The sequence below is a fragment of the Mesorhizobium sp. M0292 genome, from assembly GCF_040321695.1.
In the GTDB taxonomy this organism is placed as follows: Bacteria; Pseudomonadota; Alphaproteobacteria; order Rhizobiales; family Rhizobiaceae; genus Mesorhizobium.
In genome coordinates this window covers 214,303-231,711 of sequence record NZ_JAMYSB010000010.1, presented here as the reverse complement: position 1 = coordinate 231,711, position 17,409 = coordinate 214,303, and the positions used below count along the sequence as shown (strand labels likewise).

Below are 17,409 nucleotides of genomic sequence, written 5' to 3'. Positions count from 1 at the left end.
CTCGAACCACTCCAAAACCCCTTCGGGCCAAAAGTGTTACCCATGTCTCCGATATAAACCGTAACCTATGTGTCCGGAATGGACCGGCGTAGGGTGGCGGAGAGGGAGGGATTCGAACCCCCGATGGGCTTGCACCCATGCCGCATTTCGAGTGCGGTGCATTCGACCACTCTGCCACCTCTCCGCGGTCATGGTCGGCCGTTGCCGGCGCGGCGCACTAGATAACGGCTGGGCGGGCAGGTTACAAGGCCAAATCCGCGGGGGAATTCAGCTTCCTGTGCGGGCTCTGTCTGGAGGGCTGCGTTGCGGCCACGTCGGCAGATGGGGCCAACCGGTCCTCGACCGGAGAGATCGGGGGCGGCAAGGAGGCGGCGTGTCCAAGGATTCCGCCCGTTTGCCTTGACTCGCACCGAACCTTCGGTTAGGGGAAGCGCGCAATCGGCGTGGAGGGTTCTTCCACGCCGCTTGTTTTTCGAACCCGCAGACTGACAAAAAGACGGCCGAACCGCGTGACGCGGCTCATCGAGGCCGACCGAACAGCGAAAGGCAAAAAATGTTCGCAGTCATTAAAACGGGCGGTAAGCAGTATCGCGTTGCCGCCAACGATCTCCTGAAGATCGAGAAGCTCGAAGCCAATGTCGGCGATATCGTCGAAATCGGCAGCGTCCTCGCCCATGGCGAAGGCGAAAATGTCACCTTCGGCGCCCCGTTCGTCGATGGCGCTCTGGTCACGGCGGAAGTCGTCGAGCAGGGCAAGAACCGCACCGTCATCGCTTTCAAGAAGCGTCGCCGGCAGAATTCGCGCCGCAAGATCGGCCACCGCCAGCTTCTGACCACCGTGCGGATCGCCGAGATCCTGCTGGGTGGCGCCAAGCCTTCCAAGAAGGCCTCAGCCAAGGTGGAAGCCAAGGAAGTCAAGGCTGACGTAGCGCCCGAGGCGAAGGCCGAGGCCGCGCCGAAGGAAGCCAAGGCGAAGAAGGAAGCCAAAGCCGAGGCTGCTCCGAAGGATGAAGCCAAGACGGAGACCGCCGTCGCCGCGCCGCTGTTCAAGGCGCCGAAGGGCGAGCCGGACGATTTGGCCGTGATCAAGGGCATCGGCCCGGTTGCCGCCGGCCAGCTGCACGAGCAGGGCATCACCACCTTCGCCCAGCTTGCCAAGCTGTCGGACAAGGACGTGGCCAAGATCGACGCGCACATGCCCTTCAGCACCGACCAGATCAACGACTGGCGCGAGCAGGCCAAGGAACTGGCGAAGAAGTAAAACGAACCGGCGACAAGGTCGCCGGATCGGACTTGAAACGGAACGCGAACGCGTTCATAAGACCATTCAAGCGCCCCAGGGCGCATCGGAGTTAGTTAGATGGCACACAAGAAAGCTGGCGGCTCGTCGCGCAACGGTCGCGACTCGCATTCCAAGCGTCTGGGCGTGAAGAAGTTCGGCGGCGAAGCCGTCATCCCGGGCAACATCATCATCCGTCAACGCGGCACCACCTGGCATCCCGGCGTCAATGTCGGCATGGGCACGGACCACACCCTTTTTGCGCTCGAGACCGGCGCAGTCACCTTCAACAAAAAAGCCAACGGCCGAACCTACGTATCGGTCAACCCGATTACCAAAGCCGCGGAGTAGCCGGTTCCGCACTATAAAACCGGCGCCCATCTCGGGAACCGGTGTCTGGCCAAACCAGTGAATGGAGCCAGGAAAAGGATCAGGGGAGATGGGTTTTCCATCTCCCCTTTTTTCTTGCCTGGAGGACGTCGAATGGTTGCCGAAGCGGAAGACACCGAAGACGAAAGTTACGCGATAGATTGCCCGGTGCTGGCCACGGAGCGGCTGGTGATGCGCGCTCCCTGCGAAGCCGATATCGCGCAACTGGTCGAGCTTGCCGACAACCGTCACGTCGCCGAGATGCTGGCCCGCATGCCGCACCCCTATGGTGAGGCCGAGGCACGCGCCTTCCTGGCTATGACCCGGTCGCGCCGGGCCGGCATCGCCTACGCCCTGACGCTCGCCGGCACCGACATTTTCGTCGGCTGCGCCGGCCTCAACATGACCGATCGCGGGCTGGAGCTCGGCTACTGGATCGGCGAGCCCTACTGGAAGCGCGGCTATGCGACGGAGGCCGCGCACGCGTTGGTCGACCTCGCCTTCCAACGGACCTCGATCCAGGTGCTGCAGGCTTCGACGCGGGTGATCAATCCGGCCTCGCGCCGGGTCATCCACAAATGCGGCTTCCAGTATGCCGGCCAGGGCATGCTGAACTCGATCGTCGCCGGCCAGGTGCCGGTCGAGCGGTACCGGCTGGACAGAAAGACCTGGATCAGCCTGCGCAACTGGGTGCATTTCTAGGTGTTTTGATATTCAGGTGAGGCCGGCCTGCAAACGCGGGTTTATGCGCTTCCGGTGCACGTACTTAAGTACGCTCCGCTCCGGTTCTCGGGAGCCGCCATTCTCGGCTCGGCCTGACCTGAATCTCAACACACCTAGCGCGTGCCTCCAAACGACAGGTTTGGCAACGTTGGTTGTGGATCGGACTCAACTCAGCCCATCTCGACCCAGATCGGGAGATGGTCCGACCCGACCGCTTGACGGTCGACCCACAGGCGCTTCAGCGATCCGGCGAGCGAGGCCGAGGTGAAGATGTAGTCTATGCGCTTGTGGCGGCTTGTGTCTTCGGGTCGCGTGGGATCGACCCAGGTGACGACGTCTGCTGTGTTCAGGCGCTGGGCAACGTCGACCGCGAGATCGGCGGTCAGCGGCATACCGAATTCATGGTCCGGGCGGCCGACGAGTTCGACATATTCGGGCGAGCCGGGCAGCATGTTGAAGTCGCCCATGACGATGAAGGCTTCGGGATAGGGCAGGTCCGGCAGGCCGATCTCGGGAATGCCGGAGAGGCCGCCGCCCTCGAAGGCATAGTTCAACAGGCGCTGGCGCAGGAAACGGATCTGGCTGGCGCGTTCAACCGGACTGCGATGGTCGAGATGCGTGGAATAGAAGCGGATGAAGCCGAGCGGGGTCTCGACCAGCGCCTCGAGTGCGCCGCGCTGGAAGTTCATCGCCTCAAGGCTGCGGCTGCGCGGCAAAAGCAGATTGCGCGACAGATGGATCGGCGTCTTCGACAGCACCATGTTGCCGAGCTGGAAAGTGGTGGTGACGGCGCGGCCGGCCTCCAGGCGCGAGCCGACATTGACCTCGAAATTGCTGCCGTAGGCGGCAAAATATTCGGGCAGCGCCTCGCCGATCTCGGCGACCATGTCGCGGTTGCCGTTCCTCGGATTGTTGCGGGTCACTTCCTGCAGCGCGATCACATCGGCGCCGCGAACCGCCGCGGCGATGCGGCCGAGATCGTAGCGGCCATCCAGACCGATACCGTACTGGATGTTGTAGCTTACAACCTTCATTCCCGCGCCCCTCAAGCTCCGTCCGCGAACACTGCTACCGCGTCCCCGGCAAAAGGGCATCCGGCGCCTTAGTCGCAAAACGGCCTCGCCCTTGGCCGCGCCTTGGTTTAGAGCAAGGCGCGAGATCTAAAGCAAAGCCGCAAGGCCAACAGAAACTGCGTAGTCCAATGAAATTTCTCGATCAAGCCAAGGTTTATATCCGCTCCGGCGACGGTGGCGCCGGCTCTGTGTCGTTCCGGCGCGAAAAATTCATCGAGTTCGGCGGCCCGGATGGCGGCGACGGTGGCCGCGGCGGCGATGTCTGGCTGGAAGCGGTCAATGGGCTGAACACGCTGATCGACTATCGCTACCAGCAGCACTTCAAGGCCAAGACCGGTGTCCACGGCATGGGCCGCAACATGACCGGCGCCAAGGGCGCCGATGTGACGCTCAAGGTGCCGGCCGGAACCCAGGTGTTTGCCGAGGACAATGAGACGCTGATCTGCGACCTGACCGTGGTCGGCCAGCGCTTCCTGCTGGCCAAGGGCGGCAATGGCGGTTTCGGCAACCAGCATTTCAAGACCTCGACCAACCAGGCGCCTCGCCGCGCCAATCCGGGCCAGCCCGGCGAAGAGATGAATGTCTGGCTGCGGCTGAAGCTGATTGCCGACGCCGGCCTGGTCGGGCTGCCCAATGCCGGCAAGTCGACTTTTCTGGCAACCGTCACCGCAGCCAAGCCAAAGATCGCCGACTACCCCTTCACCACGCTGCATCCAGGTCTCGGCGTTGCCCGCATCGATGCGCGCGAATTCGTCATCGCCGACATTCCGGGCCTCATCGAGGGCGCGCATGAGGGTGTCGGCATCGGCGACCGGTTCCTCGGCCATGTCGAGCGCACGCGTGTGCTTTTGCATCTGGTTTCGGCGCAGGAGGAAAATCCGGGCAAAGCCTATAAGACCGTGCGCGCCGAGCTCGACGCCTATGGCAATGGGCTGATCGAGAAGGTCGAGATCGTGGCGCTCAGCCAGGTCGATATCCTCGATGCCGATGAGCGCAAGAAGAAGGTTGCGTCGCTCAAACGCGCTGCCGGCCGCGCGCCGATGCTGCTGTCGGCGGCCACCGGCGAGGGCGTCGAAGCGGTGCTGCGCGCGCTGATGGCGGTTGTCGGCGAAGCGCGCGACAGGGCTGCCGCTCCCGTCGAGACCCGCTGGGACCGATAGCGATGACGGCGCAGTCGCTGACAAAATACCGGCGCATCACGGTCAAGATCGGTTCGGCCTTGCTGGTCGACCGCACCAGCGGCCTGAAGCGCGACTGGCTTGCCTCGCTTGCCGAGGATATTGCGGTGCTGGCCAATGGTGGCGCCGAGATCCTGGTCGTGTCCTCCGGCGCCATTGCGCTCGGCCGCACCATTCTCGGTCTCGGCAAACGGGCGCTGAAGCTGGAAGAAAGCCAGGCGGCTGCGGCCGTCGGCCAGATCGCGCTGGCCGGCGCGTGGTCGGACGCGCTGGGCAAGGGCGCGCTGAAATCAGGCCAGATCCTGCTGACGCTCGGCGACACCGAAGAGCGCCGCCGCTATCTGAATGCCCGCGCGACGATCTCGACGCTGCTCAAGATGAAGGCGGTGCCGGTCATCAATGAGAACGACACGGTGGCGACCTCCGAAATCCGCTATGGCGACAATGACCGGCTGGCGGCCCGGGTGGCGACGATGATGGGCGCCGACCTGCTGGTGCTGCTCTCCGACATTGACGGGCTCTATACGGCGCCGCCGGCGCGCGATCCCGATGCAAAATTCATTCCGGTGGTCGACCGCATCACGCCCGATATCGAGGCTATGGCCGGGGCGGCCGCATCCGAACTGTCGCGCGGCGGCATGCGCACCAAGCTCGATGCCGGCAAGATCGCCACCGCCGCCGGCACCGCCATGATCATCACCTCGGGCACCAGGCTGTCGCCACTGATGGCGATCGAGCGTGGCGAGCGCGCCACCTTCTTCAGGCCGAGCGCCAATCCGGTGAAAGGCTACAAGACCTGGATCGCCGGCCAGCTCGAACCGGCCGGGCGGCTCACCGTCGACGCCGGCGCCATCGGTGCGCTGCTGTCCGGCAAATCTTTGCTGCCGGCCGGCGTCAGGCTGGTCAGCGGCAATTTCTCGCGCGGTGACACGGTGGCCATCCTGTCGCCGGAAGGGCGCGAGATCGCGCGCGGGCTTGTTGCCTACGATGCCGCCGATGCCGTAAGGATCGCAGGCCTGAAGACAGCGGAGATCGAAACCGTGCTCGGCTACGAGGCGCGCTCGGCGATGATCCACCGCGACGATCTGGTGGTGAGCGATCCGGGTGACCAGATACGGGCTGCCGGCCAGGTATGGGCCGGGGGCGAGGTAAGCGGAGGATGAGACATGCTGAAGTTGCATGAACAATCCGGGGATGACACCGTCGCGCTGATGGCTGATATCGGCCGCCGTGCCCGCGCGGCCGCCCGACCGTTGGCGATTGCGACCGCCGCCGCCAAGGATGCCGCACTTCTCGCCATGGCCGACGCGATCATCGCGCGCCAGCAGCAGATTCTCGATGCCAACGCCATCGATGTCTCTAACGGACACGAATCGGGCTTGTCCGGCTCCTTCATGGACCGGTTGAAGCTCGATCCGGCGCGCACCCGTGCCATGGCGGATGGCATCCGTGAAATCGCCGAGCTCAGGGACCCGGTCGGCGATGTGATTGCCGCCTGGGATCGCCCCAACGGCCTGCAGATCGAGCGCGTGCGCACGCCGCTCGGCGTTGTCGGCGTCATTTATGAAAGCCGGCCGAATGTGACGGCGGATGCCGGCGCGCTCTGCCTCAAGGCCGGCAATCCGGTGATCCTGCGCGGCGGCTCGGACTCGCTCAATTCGTCCGCCGCCATTCATGCCTGCCTGGTCGAGGGGCTGAAGGCCGCCGGCCTGCCGGAAGACGCCATTCAGCTGGTGCCGACCACCGACCGCGCCGCCGTCGGCGAGATGCTGAAAGGGCTTGGCGGCAATCTCGACGTCATCATTCCGCGGGGCGGCAAGAGCCTGGTCGGGCGCGTCCAGAGCGAGGCGCGGGTGCCGGTCTTTGCCCATCTTGAAGGCATCTGCCATCTCTACATCGACCGCTCGGCCGATCTCGACATGGCGGTCAGGATCGCCGTCAACGCCAAGATGCGGCGCACCGGTGTCTGTGGCGCTGCAGAGACTTTGCTGGTCGACCGCGCGGTGGCCTCCACACATCTGGTGCCGATCCTCGACGCGCTACGCGCCGCCGGCTGCGAGATCCATGCCGATCAGGAAGTGATGAAGCTGTTCTTCGACGCCAAGCCGGCGACCGATGCCGACTGGATGACCGAATATCTCGAGGCCATCATCGCGGTAAAGCTGGTAGACGGAATTGCCGGTGCCATCGACCATATCGAGACGTTCTCCTCACACCACACAGAGGCGATCATCGCCGAGGATACCAAAGCGGTCGAGCGGTTCTTCAACGAGATCGACTCGGCGATCCTTTTGCACAATGCCTCGACGCAGTTCGCCGATGGCGGCGAATTCGGCATGGGAGCCGAGATCGGCATCGCCACCGGCAAGATGCATGCGCGCGGTCCGGTCGGCGTCGAACAGCTGACCTCGTTCAAATACCGCGTGCGCGGGTCGGGACAGGTGAGGCCTTGAATCATTCGCGTCAGGGCTTGAGGCATTGAGCCCAGACACCCCCCTCTGTCCTGCCGGACATCTCCCCCGCAAGGGGGGAGATCAGCTTTTTCTTCCGCTTTCGCGAATCACCAACGTTGCAAGAAAAGTGCCTTTGCCGAAGCTGCTGATCTCCCCCCTTGCGGGGGAGATGCCCGGTAGGGCAGAGGGGGGTGCCTAGCACCATGCTGTCGTCCCTTCAGCCCGCCATCCCCTCGCACTACCTCCGTATGCCGCATGCCGAGAAAGGCCTCGCCGTCGGCCTGTTCGGCGGATCGTTCAACCCGCCGCATGCCGGCCATGCGCTGGTGGCGGAAATTGCCTTGCGGCGCCTCGCGCTCGACCAATTGTGGTGGATAGTGACGCCTGGCAATCCGCTGAAGAGCACCAGGGAATTGGCGCCGCTGAGCGACCGGCTGCTCCAGTCGGAGCAGGTCGCCAAGAACCCGAAGATCAAGGTCACCGCCTTCGAGGCGGCGCATCATATTCGCTTCACCGCCGACACGCTGGCGCTGGTCAAGGCACGCAATCCCGGCGTCGACTTCGTCTGGATCATGGGCGCCGACTCACTTCGCGATTTCCACCGTTGGCAGCGCTGGCGCCAGATCGTCATGACCTTCCCGATCGCCGTCATCGACCGCCCGGGCGCGACGCTGTCCTTCCTGTCCTCGGTCGTGGCCAAGACCTTCGACTATGCCCGCGTCGACGAGGGTGACGCGCCCCGGCTCGCCCGCATGAAGGCGCCGGCCTGGACCTTCATCCACGGCCCACGCTCGTCGCTGTCATCGAGTGCTATTCGCCAGCAAGCCAAGGGGTAACTCCGTAAGACCAGATCGCCGATGTCGCTTTTACGGCGGCCTTTCGCGATTGGCTGGGCGATGCTGCGCTGGATATGGCCACTTCAGTGAACCAGACCGACATCGACCCCAATCATGGCGCCCCGCCGGCGCCCGTGATCGCCATTGCCAGCGTAATCGTGTCGATGGCGCTGATCGCGGTCGGCAACGGGTTGATGTTCGCCTATATCCCGGTCCGGCTTGGCGTCGAGCGCTTCGATCCGACCTGGGCCGGGCTGATCATCACCGGCCTGTCTGCCGGCGGACTTGCCGGCTGTATCCTGACCGGGCCGCTGGTGCGCCGCGTCGGGCATGCCCGGGCCTTCATGGTGCTGTCGGCGTTGATTGCGCTGTCCAATGCTGCCATTGCCGCCGGCACCTACCCGCTGCTGTGGATCGCGGCGCGCGCGCTTTACGGTTTTGCCATATGCGGCCTGTTCATCGTCGCCCAGAGCTGGCTCAACGATGCCGTCGCAAACGCCATTCGCGGCCGGGTGATGGCGGTGTTTTACGTCGCCTATGTCGCCGGACTTGGCGTCGGCTATGCCCTGCTGGCGGCGGTCGACATCGCGACGGCGCAGGCGCCGCTGATCGGCATTGCCTTCACCGCAGTGTCGATCCTGCCGGTCGGCATGACGCGGTTGGCTCAACCGCCGCCACCTCGCGCAGCCTCCGTGGCGCTCGGTCGCGCCTGGCGGATCTCGCCGGTCGGCGTGGCCGGCATGCTGGCCGTCGGCGGCCTGTCGATGGCGATCGCCGGGTTCGCACCGATCCATGCCACGGCCAAGGGCTACAGCCAGGCCGATGTGGCGCTGCTTTTGTCGGCGATGCCCGTCGGCACGCTGATCCTGCAGATACCGCTCGGCTGGATTTCCGACCGTACCGATCGCCGTTACGTGCTGGCCGGCGCTGCGGCACTGGCCATCGTCGCCGGTATTCTGGCCATCGGCTTCGACGGCGGCGCGCTGATGGTGCTCGTGGTGATCTACATCGTCTGGGACGGCGCCTCGGAATCGATCTATTCGCTGGCCAGCGCGCATGCCGCCGACCGCGCCGGCAAGGACGACATGGTGGCGCTGTCGAGTTCGCTGCTGTTTGCGTGGTCGCTGTCGGGCTTCATCGTGCCGGGCATCGTGACGGCGCTTTCGGCTGTCTATGGAACGCAGGCCTTCATCTATGTGGCGATCATCATCGCCACCGTGTTCTGCCTGTTCGTGCTGTGGCGGGTGGCGACGACACCGGCCGTCCCTGCCACGGAAACCGGCAGTTTCGCGCCGATGTCGGCGCAGGCGCCATTGCCGGTAGAGCTCGCCTTCGCGCCGGAAGAGCAGCGCTGACGTTGCTTCGCTATTGCCTGGTCGCGGAAGGCTCCTGCCGCACCCCTGGCGGCGGCGCCGGTACCGAGATGGCCTCGGCGTCGAACGCCTGCTTGACGCGTTTGGTGAGATCGATCTGGGTGGCGAAGAAATCCGCCGCCGTGGTCCAGTAGCGCAAGGTGATGGCGACGCTGGCATCGCCCACCGTGGCGACGAAGGCGATCGGCGCCGGCTCTCGCTTGACGCGGCGCTCGCCGCCGGCAACGCCCAGCATGGTTTTCTGCGCCAGGTCGATGTCGTTCCAGGAGCCGATGCTCAGCGTGATGTCTCCGCGGCGCACACCGTTGCGGGTAAAATTGCGCACCGGCTGGTTCCACAGCGTCGAATTGGGCGCCAGCACATAGACGCCGTCTGTCGTGCGGAGCTTGGTGGCGAACAGGCCGATTTCCTCGATTGTGCCGGAAATGGCGCCGACCTCGACATATTCGCCGATGCGGAATGGCCTGAGCGCCAGAAGCATGATGCCTGCGGCGATGTTCTGCAGCGTGCCTTGCAGCGCCAGGCCGATGGCCAGCCCGATGGCGCCGATGGCGGCGATGATCGAGGCCGTCTGCACGCCGAACTGGCCGAGCACCATGATGACCACCAGGATCAGGATGGCGTAGCGCACGATCTTCGAGAAGAAATGGCGCAGCGTCGCGTCGAAATCATGGATATGGCCGAGGCCGGCTGAGATCGATCGTTCTGCGAGCCCGGCGACGAGATAGCCGACGACCAGCAGGATGATGGCGCCGATGGCGGAGAAGGAATAGGAAACGATCAGTGTGCTGAGTTGCGCAAGGCCAGCCTGCACGGTGAGCAGCGTGTTCTGGGGGTCGATTGGCATCAGGAAAATCCGTTTGGGGGGTGTGTCGATAACCCCTGCCGCGGCCATGGGTTCCGATTTTTCTCAAGGCGCCGGAACCGGAAGACGTGCACCGCGTTCGCGCTGGCAGGGCCTCCCGTCTTGAAACTGCAAGGGAACTCTGCCTATCTATAGGGTGTCACCTGATTTCGTGGGTGATTTGGTTGTTCTTGCTGCGAAAGGAAATACACTGAGAACAGCATTGCGGAAGAAGGCTGACATCATGCCTTCGCCGGCCAGGATCAGCGTAGATGACGCCGTGTCCCGTGCCATCAAGACAGTCCTTGCCAGTCTGGAAGACTCCAAGGCCGAAAATATTGTCTCAATCGACATTCAGCGGAAATCGAGCCTCGGCGACTATATGGTCATCGCGTCGGGCCGGTCGCACCGTCATGTCTCGGCTGTCGCCGACCACCTGCTCAAGGCGCTCAAGGATGCCGGTCTCGGCACGGCGCGCGTCGAGGGGCTGTCCGGCGCCGACTGGGTCCTGATCGATTCAGGCGACATCATCGTCCATGTCTTCCGCCCAGAAGTCCGCGAATTCTACAATCTTGAAAAGATGTGGCAGGCGCCGGACCTCGAGGAAGAGACCTTGCACTGAGCTCCGTCTCATTCGTAACCATCCTGGGTGCCGACATGGATTGAAAGCTCGCCGAGGCAGGGATGAAGATAGCAGTTCATGCCGTGGGCCGGATGAAGACCGGCCCCGAGAGAGAACTCGCCGACCGCTATTTCGAGCGTTTCGCCAAGAGCGGCCCGGCGATCGGGCTCGAATTCTCTGGTGTCGCCGAGATCGCCGAGGGACGCGCCCAGAAGCCCAATGAGCGCCGCCGCGAGGAAGGCCAGAAGCTGCAGGCACAGTTGCAGCCGGGCACGGTGCTGTTCCTGCTCGACGAACGCGGCAAGAACCTGTCCTCAGACGATTTCGCCAACCGTATCGGCCAGTTGCGCGACGGCGGCCGCAAGGCGCTGGTCATCGCCATTGGCGGCGCCGACGGGCACGACCAGTCGATTCGCGACCAGGCTGAGCTGATGGTCTCGTTCGGCGCGGCGACCTGGCCGCACCAACTGGTGCGCGTCATGCTGGGCGAGCAGCTCTATCGGGCGGCAACGATTCTTTCAGGACATCCCTACCACCGTTCGTAAATCACTGGGTGGTGGGTCAATCGTCCGGATTTCCGCCCCAATGCGCGGCTGTTTTGTGCTAGGCTTCGGTTCGATCATGGTTGATGGTTCGTTAACGAAGCCACGCATAGAGTCGGGCTTCAATGGCTGACAACGGGAAATCACGAACGGGCTTCCGGCACGCGCGCTGCGGCATCGCTGCAGCGGTGGTTTTGCTGTCGCTCGGGCTTGCGCGGGCCGAAAATACGCTGGACGTGGCGCCCGACCCCGATCTGAGCCGTGCCGAATATGAGAAGGTGTCGGCCGAGATCACGCTGTCGTCCGAACGGCTGGCCAAGCTCGCCGCCGACATTGCTTCGGTCAAGAAGGACCATGCCTCGATCACCGCGGCGCTTATCCAGTCGGCTATGACCGAGCAGAAGCTCGGCCAGGACATCGAGGATATCGGCGCCAGGCTCGAAGGACTGAAGGGCGAGGAACAGAAGATCCGTGTCTCGCTGGCGGCGCGGCGCGACGTGCTGGCCGAGGTGCTGGGCGCGCTGCAGCGCATGGGGCTCAATCCGCCGCCGGCGATCCTGGTCAAGCCGGAAGACGCACTGTCGTCGGTGCGCAGCGCCATCCTGCTCGGCGCAGTGGTGCCCGAACTGCGCCAGCAGACCGACAAATTGCTGGCCGACCTCAGGGAACAGACCCGGGTGACGGCCTCGATCGAGGCCGAGCGGACGCGGCTGACAGCGGCGGTCGGCGAGCAGACGGCGGAAAAGAAACGCCTCTCCATGCTGCTCGAAGCCAAGCAGAAGCTCGAGGCGGACACCTGGACGGCGATGGCCGCCGAAAAGCAGCGGTCCCAGGCGCTTGCGGCCAAGGCCGGCAGCCTGAAAGAGCTGATCGCTTCGCTTGAAGCCGACAAGAGCCGCAAGGCGGCGGATGCCGTCAAGGCAGGCGAACAGAAAGCGGCCGACAGCGATAAGCCGGACGCCGATAACGCCGATGCAGGCACAACCGCGTCGACGGAGCTGGCTTCGCTGCCCGTGCCGGAAGGCAACCGCCTCACCGCCGCCGCGCCGTTTTCGGCACTTCAGGGACAAGTCTCGCTGCCGGTCACCGGCAAGATCAAGCTGCGTTTCGGGGCCGATGACGGTAACGGCGCGGTGATGCTCGGCGACATGGTTGCGACACAATCGGGAGCCATCGTCACGGCACCGGCGGACGGAAATGTGCTTTATGCGGGGCCTTTTCGCTCCTATGGTCAACTCTTGATCCTCAATGCGGGAGACGGCTATCATGTCGTCCTGGCGGGGATGAGCAGAATCAGCGTCGCGTCTGGCCAGTCGGTGCTCGCAGGAGAGCCGGTCGGCGCGATGGGAGAGGCCCGGGTGGCAAGCACCTCGGCCTCGAAGAATGGAAATGCCACGCCGGAACTCTATGTCGAGTTCCGCAAGGATGGAAAACCCGTCGATCCGACCCCATGGTGGGCGGACCGCTTCTCTGGAAGGACGTGAAATGATGCGGAAACTGTCGCTTCTTATTGCCGGTGCGCTGATGGGCGCGTCAGCGATGAGCCTGGTCTATGGCGCGCCCGGCTCGACGGCGAACGCTGCAGGCTCCGAGACCTATAAGCAACTGGCGATCTTCGGCGACATCTTCGAGCGCGTGCGGGCGCAGTATGTGACGCCGCCGGACGACAAGTCGCTGGTCGAAAACGCCATCAACGGCATGCTCACCTCGCTCGACCCGCACTCCTCCTACATGAATGCCGAGCAGGCGCAGGACATGCGTGTGCAGACCAAGGGTGAGTTCGGCGGCCTTGGCATCGAGGTCACCATGGAGAACGATCTGGTCAAGGTGATCACGCCGATCGACGACACCCCGGCTGCCAAGGCAGGCGTGCTGGCCGGCGACTATATCGCCAAGATCGACGGCCAAGAGGTTCGCGGCCTGACGCTCAACGATGCGGTCGAAAAGATGCGCGGCCTGGTCAATACACCGATCAAGCTGACCATCCTGCGCCAAGGCGCCGACAAGCCGATCGAGCTGACGGTGGTGCGTGACATCATCAAGGTCAAGGCGGTCAAGTTCCGGGTCGAGAACGACATCGGCTACATGAAGATCACCTCCTTCACCGAAAAGACCTATGACGACCTCGAGAACGCCATCGACACCATCAAGAAGCAGGTGCCGAACGACAAGCTCAAGGGCTATGTGCTCGATCTCAGGCTCAACCCGGGCGGCCTGCTCGACCAGGCGGTGAGCGTGTCCGACGCCTTCCTCGACCGTGGCGAGATCGTCTCGACCCGCGGCCGCGACCCGAAGGACGTCACACGCTTCGACGCCAAGGCAGGCGACGACATCGGCGCCAAGCCGCTGATCGTGCTCGTCAATGGCGGTTCGGCCAGCGCCTCCGAGATCGTCGCCGGCGCGCTGCAGGACCTGCGCCGCGCGACAGTGGTCGGCACGCAGTCCTTCGGCAAGGGCTCGGTGCAGACCATCATCCCGCTTGGCGAGAACGGCGCGCTGCGCCTGACGACGGCGCTCTATTACACGCCGTCCGGCAAGTCGATCCAGGGCAAGGGCATCACGCCCGACATCAAGGTCGACCAGCCGCTGCCGCCCGAACTGCAGGGCAGGGACCTGACGCGCGGCGAATCGGACCTCAAGGGCCATATCAAGGGCGCCGACGAGAGCGATACCGGCTCGGGCTCGGCTGCCTATGTGCCGCCGGATCCGAAGGACGATCTGCAGCTGATCTATGCCGAACAGCTGCTGCGCGGCCAGAAGACCGATCCGGCATTCCCGCCGAATCCGGAGAAGGCAGTGCTCAACCAGTAAAATCGACTGGTAGCTCTGGCTGCCCAATCGAAGCGATGCAATGCTGCCGGGACCGTGAGGTTCCGGCAGTTTGATTCGGGGACCGCTGGGCGCTGCGCCTCAAAAGGCGCAGGGGACGCGCCGTCAGTTTTGGATCTGCGCATGGCGAAAAGATTTCGCTGATCACGCGCCCGGGGGATGCGGCTTGGCTGACGTCGGCAAGGACATCGAACGCCCGCTCGGACAGACCGTCCGACCGCGTGCCGCGTCGCGCGGGATCAGCGCTGGCGCCGTCGCGGCGACGCTGGTCGTGCTGGCCGCGGTCGGCATCTCCGGTGCGATCGCGCTGCGCGAGAAGCCGTTCCGCAAACCGGAAGCAATCGCGCTCTCGACGCCGAAGGTGACGGCGGCGGCCGAGCCCGCGGCCGCAGCGCCCACTGCTCAAGCGACGGCGGCAGCGCCGAAGGCGGAAACGCCCAAGGCCAGCGGTCCGCAGATCATCCATGTGCAGTCCCAGGAGGGTGATGGCCCGCCCAATGCAGCCATCGTCATCCACGACCCGTCGACGATCGGCCAGAACCTGAAGATCGCGCATATCCCCGACAGGGCGCTGATCGAGGCCAGCGACACCGGCCCGTTGCCGGTTCGCGCCGCTGACGGCCGGCGGCCGTTCGATGTCTATGCGCGGCCGTGGTCGGGTTCGCGTGGCGCTCGAGTGGCAATCGTCATCGGCGGGCTTGCCGTGTCGCAGACCGGCACGCAGGCCGCGATTGCCAAGCTGCCGGCCGAAGTGACGCTGGCTTTTGCGCCGCAAGGCAACAGCATCGGCCGCTGGATGCAGGCGGCACGGCAGAGCGGGCATGAGGTGGTCATGCAGGTGCCGCTCGAACCGTTCGACTATCCCAACGTCAATCCCGGCCGCAACACGCTGACGGTGGCGGCAAGCCCGGACGACAATCTGAAGAATCTGCGCTGGGCGCTGTCGCGGACCACCAACTATACCGGCGTCATGAACTATATGGGGGCGCGCTTTTCGGCCGACGCGACGGCGATGGGGCCGTTCATGGCCGAGCTTGGCAAGCGCGGCCTTGCCTATGTCGATGACGGCTCGTCCGCGCGGAGCCTGGCGTCCGATCTCGCCTTGAAGGACGGTGTGCCGTTCGTCGCCGGCGATACGGCAATCGACGCCGTGCAGGACCGCGGCGCCATCCTGAAAAAGCTCGACGCGCTGGAAGCGACCGCGCGTGCCAAAGGCTCCGCCGTCGGCATCGGCTCGGCCTTCGACCTCACCGTCGATACCGTGGCGTCCTGGGTGGTCGAAGCAAAAAAGCGCGGCATCGAGATCGTGCCGATCTCGGCGGTGGCCATCGACCCGGAAAAAGGCTGATCATGACGAAGAAACCTGTCGACCCCAAGACGCTGCCATACCGCCCCTGTGTCGGGCTGATGATCCTCAATGGCGACGGGCTGGTCTGGGTCGGGCACCGCATCGCCGAGCCGGACAGCGAATTCGCCGGCACCACGCAGCTCTGGCAGATGCCGCAAGGCGGCATCGACGAGGGCGAGGAGCCGCTGCAGGCGGCCGGGCGCGAGCTCTATGAAGAGACCGGCATGCGCTCGGTCACGCTGCTGGCCGAGGCGCCGCACTGGATCAATTACGACCTGCCGCCCGATCTGGTCGGCATAGCCCTCAAGGGGCGTTATCGCGGCCAGACGCAGAAATGGTTCGCCTACCGCTTTCACGGCGAGGCCAGCGAGATCCAGATCAATCCGCCGCCCGGCGGCCACACCGCCGAATTCGATGAATGGGCATGGCGGCCAATGCAGGACCTGCCCGATCTGATAGTGCCGTTCAAACGCAACGTCTATGAGGATGTGGTGGCGACGTTCCGTCATCTTGCCTAGCTGGATGTGACGGTTCGCACGGCACCTGATTCGTGCTTTATTGATCGGGACACCCGCAGCCACGAGATCCATATGAACGACGCCGGGCAATGGCCTCTTAGCGTAGCGTATGGGCTGCCCCTCACCTGCCTGCCGGCTTTCGTCACTCGAAAAGCCAAGCAGTTGGCTTTTCGTCCGCCTTACGCGGACCGCTCCTCAACTCCCCGTATAGGGATAGGGAGAGATATCCGGCAGGACAATGAGGGGCAGCGCCGACTTCAGCGGGTCTGCGATGCATAAAGCCAAAGATACGATCAGCGAAGCGGCGGCCGGCGCCATTCTCACCATCGATCTCGGCGCTATCCGAGAGAATTACCGGCGGCTCAAGGCAAAGCTCGGCGGCGTGCGCTGCGCCGGCGTCGTCAAGGCCGACGGTTACGGGCTCGGCGCGCGGCAAGTGGCGGCGGCACTGGTTGCCGAAGGCTGCGACAGCTTCTTTGTCGCTCATCTCACCGAGGGTGTCGCGCTGCGCGACGCACTCGGACCGAAGCTGGAAATCCATGTGCTGAACGGCCTGCCGCCGGGCTCGGAACCCGAAGCGGTGGCCGCCGACCTTGTTCCCGTCATCAACAGCACCGGGCAACTGAAGGCGTGGAGCGAGGCAGGCCAAAAGGCCGGCCGCAAGCTCAAGGCCGCCATCCAGGTCGACAGCGGCATGTCGCGGCTGGGCATGGCGCCGGCAGAGGTCGAGGCGCTTACGGCCGATGCTTTCGCCGGCGTCGATGTCGTGCTCGTCATGAGCCATCTGGCCCGCGCCGACGAGCCGGGCAATGCGGCCAATGACGCGCAACTCAGGGAGTTCGAACGGCTGCGCAAAATGCTGCCCAAGGCGCCGGCGTCGCTCGACAATTCCTCCGGCATCTTTCTTGGGCCGCGCTATCAGTACGACCTCGCGCGTCCGGGCGCTGCGCTCTACGGCATCAATCCGACGCCTGATGAGGCGAACCCGATGCTGCCGGTGGTGCGGCTCGAGGCAAAGATCATCCAGACACGCGGCATCGATAAGGGCGCGGGCGTCGGCTACGGACATGCGTTTCTGGCCAGCGGTCCCTTGCGCGCGGCCACGATCTCGCTCGGCTATGCCGATGGCTGGCACCGGCGCGCGGCTTCGGCTGCCTGGCTCGACGGCGTGCGACTGCCCTTTGTCGGGCGGGTGTCGATGGATTCGATCATCCTCGACATCTCGGCCCTGCCGGCCGGCCGGCTGCGCGAGGGCGACCTTGTCGAACTCCTGGGCCCCTCGCAGAGCGTCGATGACGCCGCCGGTCATGCCGGCACGATCGGTTATGAAATCCTGACCAGTCTCGGCCCCCGCTTCCACCGCCGCTATATCAACGAATAGAGCCGCGACACGCCGCCCCTTGGCGGACGCCGCAGAATCCG

Annotated in this window: 17 protein-coding genes and 1 tRNA gene; 15 read left to right on the top strand and 3 right to left on the bottom strand. The window is 64.6% G+C overall.

Annotated elements, in window-relative coordinates:
* Window positions 1-94 precede the first annotated feature (94 nt).
* Window positions 95-184: transfer RNA gene (locus NKI96_RS18050), tRNA-Ser, on the bottom strand.
* Between the two features lie 369 nt (window positions 185-553).
* Here NKI96_RS18050 and NKI96_RS18045 point away from each other — a divergent pair.
* The 3 genes from NKI96_RS18045 to NKI96_RS18035 all read left to right on the top strand — a co-directional run bounded on the left by NKI96_RS18045 (window position 554) and on the right by NKI96_RS18035 (window position 2,350).
* Window positions 554-1,261, top strand: a complete 708-nt coding sequence (locus NKI96_RS18045) for a 50S ribosomal protein L21 (protein WP_023693165.1) — start codon at window positions 554-556, stop codon at window positions 1,259-1,261.
* Between the two features lie 99 nt (window positions 1,262-1,360).
* Complete coding sequence (rpmA, locus tag NKI96_RS18040; RefSeq protein WP_015315190.1) at window positions 1,361-1,630, top strand: 50S ribosomal protein L27; 270 nt, start codon at window positions 1,361-1,363, stop codon at window positions 1,628-1,630.
* 132 nt (window positions 1,631-1,762) lie between these two features.
* Complete coding sequence (locus NKI96_RS18035; protein ID WP_023688901.1) at window positions 1,763-2,350, top strand: GNAT family N-acetyltransferase; 588 nt, start codon at window positions 1,763-1,765, stop codon at window positions 2,348-2,350.
* Window positions 2,351-2,541: 191 nt separating this feature from the next.
* On the opposite strand, the gene NKI96_RS18030 is transcribed toward NKI96_RS18035, so the two are convergent.
* Window positions 2,542-3,405 carry an endonuclease/exonuclease/phosphatase family protein gene (locus NKI96_RS18030; RefSeq protein WP_352666443.1) on the bottom strand — a complete coding sequence of 288 codons (864 nt, stop codon included), beginning with the start codon at window positions 3,403-3,405 and terminating at the stop codon, window positions 2,542-2,544.
* A 167-nt stretch (window positions 3,406-3,572) separates the two neighbouring features.
* On the opposite strand from NKI96_RS18030, the gene obgE reads away from it, so the two are divergent.
* From obgE to NKI96_RS18005, 5 genes are all read left to right on the top strand, one after another.
* Entirely contained in the window at window positions 3,573-4,604 is a 1,032-nt protein-coding gene (gene obgE / locus NKI96_RS18025) for a GTPase ObgE (protein WP_023668691.1), read from the top strand.
* 2 nt (window positions 4,605-4,606) lie between these two features.
* The gene (gene proB / locus NKI96_RS18020; RefSeq protein ID WP_023684120.1) at window positions 4,607-5,785 is read left to right on the top strand and encodes a glutamate 5-kinase; all 1,179 of its coding nucleotides are present in this window, start codon (window positions 4,607-4,609) and stop codon (window positions 5,783-5,785) included.
* Between the two features lie 3 nt (window positions 5,786-5,788).
* Window positions 5,789-7,075, top strand: coding sequence for a glutamate-5-semialdehyde dehydrogenase (locus tag NKI96_RS18015; RefSeq protein ID WP_023744953.1), 1,287 nt, complete (start codon window positions 5,789-5,791; stop codon window positions 7,073-7,075).
* A 203-nt stretch (window positions 7,076-7,278) separates the two neighbouring features.
* Window positions 7,279-7,911, top strand: a complete 633-nt coding sequence (locus NKI96_RS18010) for a nicotinate-nucleotide adenylyltransferase (protein WP_023688904.1) — start codon at window positions 7,279-7,281, stop codon at window positions 7,909-7,911.
* Window positions 7,912-7,985: 74 nt separating this feature from the next.
* A complete protein-coding gene (locus NKI96_RS18005) occupies window positions 7,986-9,266 on the top strand; it encodes an MFS transporter (RefSeq protein WP_352805435.1) in 1,281 nt (426 codons plus the stop codon).
* A 10-nt stretch (window positions 9,267-9,276) separates the two neighbouring features.
* On the opposite strand, the gene NKI96_RS18000 is transcribed toward NKI96_RS18005, so the two are convergent.
* Entirely contained in the window at window positions 9,277-10,131 is an 855-nt protein-coding gene (locus tag NKI96_RS18000; protein ID WP_352805433.1) for a mechanosensitive ion channel family protein, read from the bottom strand.
* Between the two features lie 241 nt (window positions 10,132-10,372).
* Here NKI96_RS18000 and rsfS point away from each other — a divergent pair, with 241 nt between their 5' ends.
* The 7 genes from rsfS to alr all read left to right on the top strand — a co-directional run bounded on the left by rsfS (window position 10,373) and on the right by alr (window position 17,368).
* The gene (rsfS, locus tag NKI96_RS17995) at window positions 10,373-10,750 is read left to right on the top strand and encodes a ribosome silencing factor (RefSeq protein WP_023668698.1); all 378 of its coding nucleotides are present in this window, start codon (window positions 10,373-10,375) and stop codon (window positions 10,748-10,750) included.
* 62 nt (window positions 10,751-10,812) lie between these two features.
* Entirely contained in the window at window positions 10,813-11,295 is a 483-nt protein-coding gene (gene rlmH / locus NKI96_RS17990) for a 23S rRNA (pseudouridine(1915)-N(3))-methyltransferase RlmH (protein ID WP_352805430.1), read from the top strand.
* Between the two features lie 122 nt (window positions 11,296-11,417).
* Window positions 11,418-12,776: a murein hydrolase activator EnvC family protein gene (locus NKI96_RS17985; RefSeq protein WP_023668700.1), complete on the top strand. Its 1,359-nt coding sequence runs from the start codon at window positions 11,418-11,420 to the stop codon at window positions 12,774-12,776.
* Window position 12,777: 1 nt separating this feature from the next.
* Window positions 12,778-14,103, top strand: coding sequence for a S41 family peptidase (locus tag NKI96_RS17980; protein WP_023668701.1), 1,326 nt, complete (start codon window positions 12,778-12,780; stop codon window positions 14,101-14,103).
* Between the two features lie 184 nt (window positions 14,104-14,287).
* Window positions 14,288-15,469: a divergent polysaccharide deacetylase family protein gene (locus tag NKI96_RS17975; protein WP_023737901.1), complete on the top strand. Its 1,182-nt coding sequence runs from the start codon at window positions 14,288-14,290 to the stop codon at window positions 15,467-15,469.
* A 2-nt stretch (window positions 15,470-15,471) separates the two neighbouring features.
* The gene (locus NKI96_RS17970; protein ID WP_352805428.1) at window positions 15,472-15,987 is read left to right on the top strand and encodes an RNA pyrophosphohydrolase; all 516 of its coding nucleotides are present in this window, start codon (window positions 15,472-15,474) and stop codon (window positions 15,985-15,987) included.
* Between the two features lie 271 nt (window positions 15,988-16,258).
* Entirely contained in the window at window positions 16,259-17,368 is a 1,110-nt protein-coding gene (gene alr / locus NKI96_RS17965) for an alanine racemase (RefSeq protein WP_352805426.1), read from the top strand.
* The last annotated feature ends 41 nt before the right edge of the window (window positions 17,369-17,409 follow it).